Raw genomic sequence first — 13,292 nt, 5'->3', positions numbered from 1 at the left:
ACCGTGATTCACCGGCCACACTGTCGACTGTCAGTCACCCTGTCGTCTGTGAGTACTGGTCGACCCACTCTTTCAACGTAATCCCCATCGTAGCCTGGGTAATCGCGTTCGAACTCGCGGAGTTGGCACTCTTGACCAGTTCGGCCTCGAGCGTTCGCGTCGGCACCTCGCCCAGAAAGTGCGGTATCGCGCGCTGAACCGCGAGTGGACAACCTACCTCGTGAGCCAGCGCATATCCCGAGATCGAGTGTGGAATCTCCTCGCTACAGTAGGTCGGGTCCGGATCAACGAGCGACTCGTCTACGAAGTCGACGTACTCGTAGCACTTGCCGACGTCGTGGAGCAAACACGCCCCAATCAGGACGTCTTCGTCCGGGTCTGCGCTGTGAAAATCGCGCTGGATGGCCGCCGACTCGAGGGCGATTTTCGTCGTCCCGCGGACGTGCTCGACGTTGTCGACCTCGTGAATGTTCCAGGCGTAGGGGATGTCCTGAATCGTTCGCCACCCGCCTCGCTCAAGGCCGAGGACCCACGCCTCGACGACCTGGTCGCGGAGTTGCCCGTCATCGATTGCCTCGAGTTCGGGAAACGCCGCTCGAACCTGCTTTGCATACTCCATGGTTGCCATCAGTCCTCGCTCGTCCGGTCGACCTGTAGCGTCTCCTGTCCGATAAAACGTGGCCGATCTTCGATCGCGAGGAAGTTATCGACGTCCTCGCGAGCCTCCTTTGCCTTCCCACGGTCCGGGTCGTAATCTCGAGAGCCTTCACTGCCCAGTGCGTCGTACAGCGCATCGAGGTCTTCGAAGTAGAGTTCGGCAACGCCGTCGAACTCGGCGTTCTCGGGATCCGCTGGCAGGACCGTCGCATACCGGACGACACCTTCGATTTCGCGGGCAATCGGCGTGTGGTTCTCTTGCCAGTAGTCGACGAACTCCTCGTGGCTCATCCCTTCCTGTCGGACCAGGAATGCGGAGTGTTTGTACAGCCCCGTCGTGTCGCCATCTGTTTCGTCTTTCTGAACGATTTCCTCGCCGATGAACCGTGGTCGGCCCTCGAGGTCGAGGAAGTTGTCGACGTCAGCACGTGCCTCGGCGGCGACCTCCCTGGTTGGGTCGTAATCCCGGGACCCCGAACTGCCGAGGGCGTCGTGGAGATCCTCGAGCGTCTCGAAGTAGAGCTCTGCGAGGCCATCGAACTCGGCGTGGTCGGGTTCGGTCGGGACAACCGTCTGGTAGCGAACCACACCTTCGATATCACGAGCGATAGGCGTGTGATTGTGTTGCCAGTAGTCGACGAACTCCTCGTGGCTCATCCCGTCCTTTCGCACCAGCAAGGCGACGTGCTTGTACATACATCCCGAGCCTCGGCATGTGAGATCAAAAAAGGTGAGGGATTCGTGTCGCTCGAGTGTGAGCACTGGTGTTCAGGTGTGGCTGATAGTGCGCCGTAGACGGTGTCGGTCCGAACTATCTCACGAACAGGGATCGGGTCCCACAGCCGCAATAATATGCATGTCATAACAATTTAATATATTTATCATAGCATTGGCTACCGTCGTTGTATCAATGTCCTCATCCACGACAGGCAAAGCACAACGTTCAATCCGGACTCGAGTCGAGACTACGCATGAGGCTGTACGATCTGTCACATCCTCTCGAAACGGGGATGACTGTCTATCCTGGCTCACCACCGGTCGAAATCGGCCGGACAGCCACCATCGAATCGGACGGGTACGCTACCTCGAGGCTCGAACTGTCCTCACACACCGGGACGCACATGGACGCCCCCGCGCACATGCGACCGGATGGAGATACGATCGAAGCTATCGACCTCGAGCGATTTCGGTTTCGAGCCGTCGTCGCCGACTGTCGACCACTCGAGCCGAGAACACCGATCGACGAGAATCGATTGACTGAGGCGGTGACGGTATCCGAAACGGCACTCGAGACAGCGTCCTTGCTTCTCTGTTACACTGGTTGGGCGGAGTACTGGGGCACCGATCGGTACTTCGAACACCCGTATCTGACCGCAGACGCCGGAGACTGGCTCGTCGCCAACGACCTCGACCTCGGTATCGACGCGTTGAACGTCGACCCTACGCCGGGAGCGGACGATGACGACTCCGGTCCGAACGATGAGGGCCCTGGTACGAACGATGAGAGTTCTGGGACGAATGATGAGGAACCTGGTACGTATCCCTTCCACCAGACCATGTTCGAAGCTGACCGGCTCCTCCTCGAGAACCTTCGTGGACTCGAGGCGCTCCCGACTGACGCAGTGTTCGAAGTGCAGGCGTTCCCGCTTGCAGTAGCTGATGGTGACGGGTCCCCGGTTCGAGCCGTTGCTGTCGTCGATTAGTGGCTTCCCAAAGCTGAACGGTTACGGGAAACCGATTTCGAATGTCCGGTTTCACGCAGGAGTCGACGTTTTAGAGGGTACTAGTAGCGATTCCGGGATAGGTGCTGGAGACGGTTTCCATTGGTATCGCAGTCTGACTCGAGCACGAGTCCCAATCGAGGGACTCGCAGGTTCCCAGTCGTTGCCTCACCGTTTCTCAGAACGCTTTTGCGCAGGTCGACTCAATTAATCCACAAATGGTTCTCGCCACGTCGCCACTCGTCGCTGTCGGTGGCCTCATTGTAATTATGGTGCTGACTGGCCTCGTCTACTGGGACGCACAGCGAGTCGGGTTCGACCGCCCTCGGCTCTGGGCCGGAATCGTCGCCGTCTCGATGGGAATCGGACTCGCGTTACACGTGTTCGTCGGGACTGTTCCGATTCCGGGGCTGCTCGTGATCGTTCTCGCGGGAATCGTGTTTTACCTGTTCGAACGAGACGACGTGGTCCGCGGCGAGGATCCGCCAGACCCCCACGAACTCCCGGGTGGGCCACCGGTCGATGAACGACGTGGTGACAACGGGGCTGAAGAAGATTCCAGATAATCAAAGTCCGTAAAAGGGCTTCGAGAGGGAGATGCTGGTTCGAGGTCGTCGTCCGTCACCTCTTTGCCCGTCAGTCACGTATACCGTGTATGGAACGAGCGACGCTCGGTGGCGGTTGTTTCTGGTGTATCGAGGCTGCGTTCAAGGAACTCGAGGGAATAGAGGCGGTCACATCGGGGTACGCTGGCGGCCACGTCGAGAATCCGACCTACGAGGCGGTCTGTCGCGGTAAAACTGGTCACGCTGAAGTCGTCCAGCTCGAGTACGACCCGGACGTGATCGGCTACGGTGATATCCTCGAGGTGTTCTTTACGGTTCACGACCCGACGCAGGTCAACCGCCAGGGCCCGGACGTCGGCACCCAGTATCGTTCGGCGATTTACACCCACAGTGACGAGCAACGTGAGCTCGCGACGGCGTTCATCGAGGAACTCGAGGCGGCGGGAAGCTACGACGACATTGCCACGGAAGTCGAACCCCTCGAGACGTTTTACGAAGCCGAAGCCTACCACCAGGATTACTTCGAGAAGAATCCGACTGATGCCTACTGTCGTATGCACGCGGCCCCGAAAATCGACAAAGTTCGCGAACAGTTCGACGAGCGCGTCTCGAGTCCTTCGAGGTAGGTTGATTCATAGGCAACCGACTCCCATACCCGGGCATGGAAGACCGCACGAACGTCGACGACACCAACGAATCCCCCTCTGATGGGAGCGCTGGTGGGGACGAATCGGGCTATCAGTCTCGAGACGCGACCCTCGAGCGGACGCCGGGGAAGGGCGAGACACCCGAGGCACAGCCAATCACGCCCGCGGCTCCCGAGGAGTTCGGCCTCGTGCAGGTCTGGTGGGGAGACGGCAAGGGGAAGACGACTGCCGCGATGGGAATGGGCCTCCGCGCTGCCGGAAACGGCTATCGCGTGCACATGCTCCAGTTCATGAAAGGCGGGGCCTCGAGCGTGGAAGCCGTTCGCGGAGAGTACAACACTATCGCCGCCTTGCCTGGATTCAGTTACGAAAACCTGGGCCACTACGGCTGGCACGGCATGGCCGACGGAAGCGACGAAGCCGATCACGAACGGCAAGCCCAGGTTGGCCTCGACCGAGCCAGGGAACTGCTTTCGGCAGCCGCGGACGCCGACCTTACCGAACCGCTCGCCCTCGAGAGAGACGCCGACGATGGCGTCCACATGCTGATTCTCGACGAGATTCTGTACGCTGCAGATATGGGGCTGCTCGAGCCGGCGGACGTGCTGTCTGTGATCGATGAGAAGCCCGACGATATGGAGCTCGTGTTGACCGGCAGCCACGCCGAACCGACGTATCTGCTCGAGGTTGCAGACCTCGTCACGAAGGTGACCAAACAACGCCATCCGATCGATGCCGGACAGCGAGCCAGACGCGGAACCGAATACTGATAGCGACTCGTGAAAGTCCTGCGACACTCGAGCGGTACCCCCCTCCACTCGAGTCTCTCGAGAGTTTTACGAATCACTGTCACTCGAGGAGTCCGGACGATTCAAGAGACACTTCCCTTCGAGATTGCCACGACCGTCGGCGTACCCCCTTTGGACCTGTCTTTTCGAGACAATATGGACAGTACAGTTATGTCACATTCACTGCAAAGTGCATCCAATCAATGTCCGCCCTTCGTGTCTCTGGACTCGAGAAATCGTTTGGCTCGGTCCAGGCGCTCTCGGGAATGACGTTCGAGGTCGATGCAGGGGAGCTATTCGGCTTTCTGGGCCCCAACGGGGCCGGTAAAACGACGACCATCGCACTGGTGACCGGACAGCTGGTTCCCGATAGTGGTGAAATCTCGGTTCTCGGTGTCGATCCGACGGAGGAGCCACTCGAGGCGCGTCGTCGCGTGGGTATCCTTCCGGAAAAGCAGTCCCCGCCGAGCTTTCTCACCCCTCGAGAGTACTTCGAGTTCGTGGGGCAGATTCGGGGCCTCGAGCCAGAAACGCTGGCAGGCCGGATTGAGGAGTGGGTCGACCGACTTGGCTTTCGAGGGAAGTTAGACACCCTCCATACTGACCTCTCGCGCGGCCAGCAACAGAAGGTGATGATTACACAGGCGTTTCTCCACGAGCCGAAACTGGTCTGTATCGACGAACCGCTGGCTAATCTCGATCCCATCGTCCAGGAGCAGGTAAAGTCGTTTTTACGGGCCTACTGTGCCGACGGAAACACGATTTTCGTCTCGACACACAACATCGAGGTGGCCGAGTCGATCTGCACGCGAGTCGGCATCGTCGCCGACGGGACCTGCCTCGCTGTCGAACAGCTCCCACTCCCTGAGAATGGTTCACTCCGACAGCGATTCATCGATGCCGTCTCGAGCCAGGAACCGCGCGATATGCCAGAGGGAGTCGAAACCCTCGCGCCAACTCCGGAGTGATTGCGATGGGGGCCAGCCTCGACCGAACGCTGTTCGTCACGCTCTTTCGTGAGGAGTGGCGACTGCACACGCGCCTGTTCGGCGGCAGACGATTTCTCCTCTTCCCACTGGTGATCGCGACACTGGTTGCCGTCGGGTCGTATGCCATGGTCGAAACCGGCTACTCGACGAAAGCGATTCGAACCGGCTTACACCTCGCCGTGCTCGCGTTCGGCCTCTACAGCGGTTCGGCGGCGTTCGTCGGTTCGGACATGCTCGAGAATATCTTCGGCGAGATTACCCCCGTCCTCGGTACCTCGTCGACGTTGCCGATTGCTCAGCGGCGGTTGCTCGGTCACTTTCTGCTCAAAGACGCGATTTTCTATGCCGTCGTCTTCGTGTTGCCGCTCTCGACTGCCGCCATCGCGCTCGAGGGACTCGACCCGCTGATCGCGTGGCGGGTCGTCACCACGTGGCTATCGCTGAGTCTGGTTTTTCTGGTCGGCGGGACCCTCACGCTCACGTTGATTGCACTTCGGACTCGAGGCGTATCGACCCGCTGGTTCGCCCTCGGCGGACTGCTGGCAGGAATCGGGTTGTTACAATTCGGCGTGGACGGCAGTTACCTCTCTTGGCTGGTGTTCGTCGACGGCCCGGTCTGGATTGGCGGTGGTGTCGCAGGGGTAACAGCGGTCATCGCCCTCGGTGCACTTCGACTGTACGACCCGATGGCTACCGGAGATACACACTCGACCTCGACGCGTGCTACCTGGGTGGAGCGCGTCCCTGGCTCGAGTGATCCGCTCGTGAGAAAGACGTTGCTTGACCTGGCTCGCTCGAGTGGCGGTCTCTGGAAACCGGTCGTCTCTGCCGCGATTCTGTTTGGGACGACCGTTGCACTCGAGACCATCGTACGTACCATCGTCGGCGTCGAGCCAGCATCTGGTATTTTCTTCGGCGGCATTCTCGGGCTGACGGCGTTTACGACGTATAACTGGTTAACCCAGTTCGATTCCGTCGAGGCGTATCTCGCCTACCCGGTCTCTGTCACGGCCGTGTTTCGAGCCAAACGGCTGGCGTTTTATCTCGTCGGCGGGCCGACGATGTTCGTCCCGTACGTCGTCGCACTCTTCTGGTACGGTGTGGCCCCACTCGAGGCCATCGTTGGGGGCGTCTTGCTCGGCGGCTTCTCGCTTTATTACTACGGCGTGACGGTCGCCATCGCCGGATTCGACCCCAACGAATTCCTGTTCGATGCGGTTCGTTTCGTGGCGTTTACCCTCGCCGTCGCCGCCGTTCTGGTTCCGGCACTCCTCATTGGTTTCGTGTTCGACGGCTCGAGTGTCGTTCACGTTGGCGGTCTCCTGTCTGTCGGTGTGCTAGCGGGAGGTATCGGGCTGGCGCTCGCCCGCGCTGCCGGTCCGCGATGGGAACGGCGATACCGAACCGGGTGACCGGCCAGCCCGGTCACCCTTGCTGGATAGTTCCCCAATGCGACTCCGATTGCGTGAAATCGTCCATCGAACTGAACTCGAACACCACTGAACACCGTCGGGAATCGACCGATTCGTCGGGGCATCGAGTACCGTTACAGCGAAACCCCTCGAATCCCTTCGTCGAATCAATCAGATGGCAAGGACCATCCTCGTCGCCGGGACGGCAAGCCACGTTGGAAAGTCGACGGTTGCCGCCGGATTGTGCCGGCTACTTGCCGACCGCGGGGTGTCCGTCACCCCATACAAGGCACAGAACATGAGCAACAACGCTCGCGTCGTCCCCTGTGCTGAGACTCGCGCCGACTCCTGTGCTGAGACTCGCGCCGACTCCTGTGCTGAGACTCGCGCCGACTCCTGTGCTTGGAGTGCCAGTGCAAGTACAGACCCGACCACTCGAGAAAATGGGGATGACTGGACGGATACGGATGGTCGAGTGACTGTCTCTTCGTCCCAAAAGAGCGACTCGCCGTGGGGTGAAATCGGCGTCTCACAGTACGTACAGGCTCGAGCAGCCAGAACGACCCCCACGACGGACGTCAATCCGGTGTTGTTGAAACCACGCGGCAACGGCGAGAGTCAACTCGTTATCCAGGGCAAGGCTGTCGAACATCTGCGTGCCGGATCGTACTACGAAAGCCATTGGCACGATGCTCGAGACGCAGCCGAAACGTCATATCAGCGACTGGCAGCCGAAAACGAGTTCGTTATCGCAGAGGGGGCAGGGAGTATCGCCGAGATCAACCTCCATGATCGTGACCTGGCGAATATCGAAACCGCGCGTTTTGGCGATGCTGACATCCTGCTGCTCGTCGATATCGAGCGCGGGGGTGCTTTCGCGAGCCTGTATGGGACGCTCGAGCTGGTCCCCGATGACATCCGTGCGCGGGTCGTTGGGATGGTCATCACCAAATTCCGGGGCGAAAAAGCCCTTCTCGAGTCCGGTATCGAGGCACTCCAGGAGAAAACCGGGATTCCCGTCCTGGGCGTGATACCGTACGACGACCCCGGACTTCCCGAGGAAGATAGCCTCAGTTTACCGGCCACGGACGAGCGGGCGGTCTGGGGTATCGACGACGCGCCAGCCGACTCCACGGTGACCATCGCGGTTCCGCGACTCCCCCACCTATCGAACGCGACTGACATCGAGGCGCTCGTGGGCGAACCGGGCGTTCGTGTCGCGTTCATTCCGGTCGAGGGGGCAACGACTGAACCGACGCCAGAATCCCCTCTCGGAAACGCCGATGCGGTCGTGCTCCCGGGCACGAAAAACACGGTCGATGATCTGGAGGCGCTGCATCGATCGGGTATCGGTGAGGCCATCGCACGGTTCGATGGCCCAATCGTCGGCCTCTGTGGCGGGTTCCAGATGCTTGGGACACGGTTACATAACACCGGGCTCGAGGCAGCAACCTCGAGACAGACCTCCCTCGATGGACTCGGTGTGCTTCCAATCGAAACGACGTTCGATGAGGCGAAACAAGTGCGCAGAACGACCGTCCAGGTCGATGAATCTGCATCGCCATTGATGGCCGGTGCGACCGGACCGGTGACGGGATACGAGATTCATGCCGGTCGAACGCGGCCGCTCGAGACCGCCCCCGAGACACTCACGTCGCCCCTCGAACCCTCGAGTGTCGCGTCCGGACTCGTGCTGGGCACCTATCTGCACGGACTGTTCGAAACCGATGCCGTGCGTCGTGCGTTCGTTCGCTGTGTCCGTCGACAGGCGGAATGCCCACCGAGTGCTACCGGAGGACGTGATGAAGGAGACGTGATCGATGCTGACGACGAATCGGTGACTCCCTACGACCGAGCGGCCGAGTTAGTAGCGGCGCACGTGGATCTCGAGCCGCTGGGACTCCCCGGGAGACAGGAATGGACCGGAGTCGACTGGTGAACCGCCTCGGCCTGCTTTTTTGTAGACCGTGTACGTATCAGTGCCAGAACCCTCGTGACAACCTACTCAGGTAACGCCGTCGCGATACGTCCCCAGTAGCTCCTCGAGGATGATGCACTCCTGATCGGTTGGTTCGTAATGCGTGTCGATGAAGCGCTCTGCATCCTCGTAGTTACCTCTCAGGCCGTGTTTCCGGACGGTTATGATGGCGTCGAGAAAGAACGTGCCGCCATCCGTACCCAGTGCCTCGACGTGGTTGACCTCCTCGATATGGAGCTCCGATTTGATCTCGTCGAAATTGAACGTCTCAACTTCGTGATCAGGATTGATGAGCGTCAGGACGTACTCGGCAGAGAATCGGTAAAATTCGGACTTACTCTCGAACATACCGTCGTCGACGAGGGCGTCTATCGCTTCCACGACGTCGTCGGGATACCTGACGGTATCTTTAGCCATACATACCACCAGGCTGCTACGATAGCATTATTGTTGCGGAATCTATCTAATTATTGGTAAATAAGCGGTTTTCGGCCAAAACCACCAGCACGAAACACCTCGAGAAAGTCCAGACACACGTGGCCGGCGGCCATTGGCGCCAATCTGTACACGAAACTCGAGGCTCGTATCGAGTCTCGAAACGGAACGAACGTTTTAGGGTTGGTCCTGCTTCTGTTCGGATACGAACCCTCTCAACGTATCGCCCTCGAGTAAGCCAACCGTCGTCTCCGTCGACGACAATCTACAAAGGAACCGACGTGTATCCGGGACTCATCTTCGAATCGCTGCCGTGGTGGATCGCCGCACCGCTGTTACAGATTGGGCTCCTCGTTTTTGGCATGGCTCTCGATGAGACCTACGTCAATCGAGCCACCGTTCTTACCGGCGCGCTTGCCCTGTACACGCACAGTCTCATCGCGGGAGGGGTCTGGATGCCCGTCGGATTGTATCTTGATATCGGCCTCGTAATCGGTGCCTACGGCGTGTATGCCTACGTCGTCGATGCCTACGTCGGCAACTGGTTTCGGATCGCAGCGTACTTCGTCTACTCACCAGTAGCGATCATGCTCGTCATCTTGTTACCCGACATCATCTTCCCGGTCGCGCTGGTTGTGGCCGGCTTTGTCAACCTGCAGTTGATGGACTACTTCGATCCCGTCGAACCGTACTACTTCGGGCCGGAATCAGTGGAGGCGTACGAAGAAGCAGTTGCGGAGGCAGACCTGGCCGAATCCAGGGGCGAGAGCAGGCAAGAACCTATCGACTCGAGCGGGGAAGGGGTCGATCACTCGACTGCGGGCCCCACGAATGAAACGGGAGACGCCTTCGTAGAACCCGGCGAGACCGACTCGAACGCTGACCGACCGGGTGTCGAACCGACGCCTGCTGGCGGTGGGCGGGACGAACGAGGTATCCTCCCCGAGTTCATGCGACGACTCTAACAGCCACTGGGACCGGACCTGAGGGAGTTAGACCTCGTTCAAAGGGAGCTATCGCCTGGTTCCCTGTTCCCAGCAGGTTGTTCCTCACCGCGTGTTCGTGCTACTGGGCAAACAAATGTAGTAAACAGGTTTATTATTTATCCGCGTGAACATGGGGAGTGCTATGGCAGACGAAGCTGAACTCCGCGAGCAATTCACCGAGGCGTTCGAAGGCGCAGACTACCCGATCTCGAGTCCAATGGACCTCGTTCCCGCGTTGCCAAACGGCCCCGGAACGAAATTCGAGTCGGGCGACTTCTCGATGACCGCAATGGAACTCAACACCAAACTCTCCGGTGGCGAGTTCCCGTACGAGAGCGTCGACGCGTTCGTCGACGACGTCGTCGACGAACTGAAAGACCAGGGTCACATCTAGCGTACGAACGGCGGTTTCGCTATTTTATCGGCGGTCGAGGAGAATATCCCTATCAACAGCAGTCTGTGCAGATGCATCTCACTGTGACTGCTTCGAGTCGAACACGGCTCACACGAGGACTGACTCGAGTGTGTGAGCGCCCACGCGAGGAAATGTGGCCAGTCTCGAGTAAACGTGTTGGCTTCTTATTCAGTGTGGTAGCTGACGATATCCCCGACGTCGCAGGACGGACAGGAACACGTCGGCGCCTCAACTGTCGTTCCACACCGTCTACATTCGTGAACGATCCCCGTTCCATCTCCCTGAAAGAGGAGTGTCTTGACTGTCTTAATCATCCCATCCCTGCATGTCAGTCTCTTTCGAGGGATATAATTCCCAGTGATAGTTCTGGCTCGGTGAAAGAACATACTGGTTGTACCGATTGGTTTATCCATAGCCCTGATAGATAACCATTGGAAACAGAACGGTACAGTGGAGTCAGGCGGTAAGGGTCGCCTATCGAAATACTCCATTATACCAGATTCGAAGAGGATACCCGGGGCCGGAAGAATAATACACACTCCGTCCATCCGTACCAAGGAGTCGACAGACATCAGTCGTGCTCTACAGCACGAACGCCATCGGGCCCCTATCGAAACGAACAGTTGACGACCACCGCCCAACAGGCCGCGTCATAGTACAATGTCGACAGGTAGTCCACGTTCCACGCTCGTCGTTGCATCCGATGAATCACATCTGCCGTCCCTCGAGTCACTCGAGAGCCGGTGGGAACACACCGTTCGGCACCTCACTACGTTGGAATCGCTCGATGACACGCTCGAGGAAACCCAGCCCGATGCCACCCTCGTTCTCTCGAGCGATCCAGACTGGGTCAGGTCCGCCCTCCAGAGAATCGAAACGACCGACTGGACGGGAACGACGGTCGTAGCACCAAGCCGAGAAGGGAGTGAAAGCCTCGCAACGGTCGCACTCAGACACGGCGCGAGCGAGTACGTCCCATCGAGTGAGATCGACGATCTGAACGAGCAGCTTGCGGAGATGCTGACTGAAGACACAGAAAGCGAAGATCTCAGTGCCAATGTATCCTCCGTCGACCTCACCGAGTTACTGACGACGACGTTGCCCGATGAGGTGTTCGTCCTGGACACCGACGGACGGTATCTGGACACCGAAATCCGGCCAAATGCTGCCGATCTGTACACCGTTTCATCGGAAGAGTTCGTTGGTCGAACGCTGTGGGAGGCGTTTCCCCAGTCGACTGCTGACCGGTTGTATAGCGCTATCGAAGCTGCACACGACACTGGGACGATTCAGTCAATCGAGTACGACGCCGAGACAACCGATGGCCGTCGGCAGTTCGACGGACGGGTGGTCCCAATCGAAAACAGTCCGTACGGTCGGCCGGTCGTCATCTGGCTCGCCAGAGACATCACCGAACGACACGAGCGAGAGCAGGCACTTCGACAGCGACGTGATCACCTCGAGTCGCTCAACCAGATCAATAGCGTCGTTCGTCGGATCATTCGCACGCTGGTGGAAGCGCCGACGCAATCGGCCGTCGAAGCGGCCGTCTGTGAACAACTGGTCCAATCACCGCTGTACTGTGGGGCCTGGATTTCACGCCCGACCGGAGCCGGTGAAATCACCTACCAGCTCGGCCGAGGTGAGGTGGACAGCTACCTCGACGAGGTCCGATCACTCGAGCACGCTGGTGATCGCCCCATCACGAAGGCCTTCGAACAGAACGAGATCTACTCGAGTAACGAACTGCAGACAGAGTCGGATATACCCGAGCGACTCCAGCGTATCGCTCGGCAAGAAAACATCCACTCAGCAATCGCGGTACCGCTCGCACACGACGATACCGTATACGGCGTATTGACGGTGCTCGCTCGTCGTGGCGATGCGTTCGGGTCGAGAGAAACGGAAACGTTCAAACTCCTCGGCGAAACGATCGGGTTTGCGATTAACGGAATCAAAAACCGCCGATTGCTGTTCGCCGACGCCGTGACGGTTCTCGAGTTTCGGATCGAGGGCGGTAATTCCTTTTCGTTCGACCTGTCGAAAGAGCACAACTGTACCGTTACCCTCGAGTGGACGGGCACGACGGCAAACGGGGAACGATACCAGTACGTCACGGTCGATGGCCTGAGTGGCGACTGCGTTTACGAAGCCGCTCAGAATCATCACTCGGTCGAAACGTGTCGGTTGATCAAAGATGGAGACACTAAGGCGACGATAGGCATTCAGCTGTCGGAGTCCGCGGTCGGAACGTTAACCGGATACGGGGCGACGATTCGGGATATCGTCGTCGAAGACGGCGTCGGACACGTAACGGTTGAGGTCTCTCGAGACACCAACGTCCGAGAAATCGTTGAAGCTGTGACTCGGGTGTACGAACGGACGGAATTGATCTCGAAACACGATGAAGATCGGTCGGTCTCGACGGCACAGGATCGACGAAACCACGTCCGGGATCGGTTGACTGATCGACAGCTCACCGCGTTACGACTGGCGTACTACGGGGGCTATTTCAACTGGCCACGAGGCTCCACTGGTGAAGAGATTGCCGAGTCGATGGGAATTGCACCACCCACGATGCATCAGCATTTGCGGAAAGGGCTCCAGGAAGTATTGCGTGATTTCTTTGACGACGAAGACGGCTCGGATTGAAACCAGTTCGATCTTTTCGCGAACCTACTCGAATACCGGTTTACCC

Annotated in this window: 13 protein-coding genes; 10 read left to right on the top strand and 3 right to left on the bottom strand. The window is 58.8% G+C overall.

Annotated elements, in window-relative coordinates:
* Positions 1-34: 34 nt before the first annotated feature.
* Complete coding sequence (locus NLK60_RS02030; RefSeq protein WP_254809239.1) at positions 35-628, bottom strand: HD domain-containing protein; 594 nt, start codon at positions 626-628, stop codon at positions 35-37.
* Positions 628-1,353, bottom strand: coding sequence for an EthD domain-containing protein (locus NLK60_RS02025; protein ID WP_254809238.1), 726 nt, complete (start codon positions 1,351-1,353; stop codon positions 628-630). Before NLK60_RS02025 ends, NLK60_RS02030 begins: the two co-directional genes overlap by 1 nt.
* Before the next feature lie 275 nt (positions 1,354-1,628).
* On the opposite strand from NLK60_RS02025, the gene NLK60_RS02020 reads away from it, so the two are divergent.
* From NLK60_RS02020 to NLK60_RS01990, 7 genes are all read left to right on the top strand, one after another.
* Positions 1,629-2,360: a cyclase family protein gene (locus tag NLK60_RS02020; RefSeq protein ID WP_254809237.1), complete on the top strand. Its 732-nt coding sequence runs from the start codon at positions 1,629-1,631 to the stop codon at positions 2,358-2,360.
* Between the two features lie 236 nt (positions 2,361-2,596).
* Positions 2,597-2,944 (top strand): hypothetical protein, encoded by a 348-nt coding sequence (locus NLK60_RS02015; RefSeq protein WP_254809236.1) that lies wholly within the window; start codon positions 2,597-2,599, stop codon positions 2,942-2,944.
* Between the two features lie 89 nt (positions 2,945-3,033).
* On the top strand, positions 3,034-3,570 hold the full coding sequence (gene msrA, locus NLK60_RS02010; RefSeq protein ID WP_254809235.1) for a peptide-methionine (S)-S-oxide reductase MsrA: 537 nt from the start codon (positions 3,034-3,036) through the stop codon (positions 3,568-3,570).
* Between the two features lie 35 nt (positions 3,571-3,605).
* Positions 3,606-4,361: a cob(I)yrinic acid a,c-diamide adenosyltransferase gene (locus NLK60_RS02005; protein WP_254809234.1), complete on the top strand. Its 756-nt coding sequence runs from the start codon at positions 3,606-3,608 to the stop codon at positions 4,359-4,361.
* 221 nt (positions 4,362-4,582) lie between these two features.
* A complete protein-coding gene (locus NLK60_RS02000) occupies positions 4,583-5,347 on the top strand; it encodes an ABC transporter ATP-binding protein (RefSeq protein WP_254809233.1) in 765 nt (254 codons plus the stop codon).
* A gap of 5 nt (positions 5,348-5,352) precedes the next feature.
* A complete protein-coding gene (locus NLK60_RS01995) occupies positions 5,353-6,780 on the top strand; it encodes a hypothetical protein (RefSeq protein ID WP_254809232.1) in 1,428 nt (475 codons plus the stop codon).
* A gap of 175 nt (positions 6,781-6,955) precedes the next feature.
* Positions 6,956-8,719, top strand: coding sequence for a cobyric acid synthase (locus tag NLK60_RS01990; protein ID WP_254809231.1), 1,764 nt, complete (start codon positions 6,956-6,958; stop codon positions 8,717-8,719).
* 66 nt (positions 8,720-8,785) lie between these two features.
* On the opposite strand, the gene NLK60_RS01985 is transcribed toward NLK60_RS01990, so the two are convergent.
* Positions 8,786-9,175 (bottom strand): ribbon-helix-helix domain-containing protein, encoded by a 390-nt coding sequence (locus NLK60_RS01985; protein ID WP_254809230.1) that lies wholly within the window; start codon positions 9,173-9,175, stop codon positions 8,786-8,788.
* Between the two features lie 299 nt (positions 9,176-9,474).
* On the opposite strand from NLK60_RS01985, the gene NLK60_RS01980 reads away from it, so the two are divergent.
* The 3 genes from NLK60_RS01980 (at position 9,475) to NLK60_RS01970 (ending at position 13,246) form a co-directional block, all read left to right on the top strand.
* Positions 9,475-10,158 (top strand): hypothetical protein, encoded by a 684-nt coding sequence (locus NLK60_RS01980; protein WP_254809229.1) that lies wholly within the window; start codon positions 9,475-9,477, stop codon positions 10,156-10,158.
* A gap of 163 nt (positions 10,159-10,321) precedes the next feature.
* Positions 10,322-10,573 carry an MTH865 family protein gene (locus NLK60_RS01975; RefSeq protein ID WP_254809228.1) on the top strand — a complete coding sequence of 84 codons (252 nt, stop codon included), beginning with the start codon at positions 10,322-10,324 and terminating at the stop codon, positions 10,571-10,573.
* Between the two features lie 681 nt (positions 10,574-11,254).
* Entirely contained in the window at positions 11,255-13,246 is a 1,992-nt protein-coding gene (locus tag NLK60_RS01970; RefSeq protein WP_254809227.1) for a bacterio-opsin activator domain-containing protein, read from the top strand.
* The last annotated feature ends 46 nt before the right edge of the window (positions 13,247-13,292 follow it).

The sequence above is a fragment of the Natronosalvus amylolyticus genome (assembly GCF_024298845.1).
GTDB lineage: Archaea > Halobacteriota > Halobacteria > Halobacteriales > Natrialbaceae > Natronosalvus > Natronosalvus amylolyticus.
The sequence above is the reverse complement of the archived record's forward strand: the minus strand, read 5'-3'. Positions and strand labels throughout refer to the sequence as shown.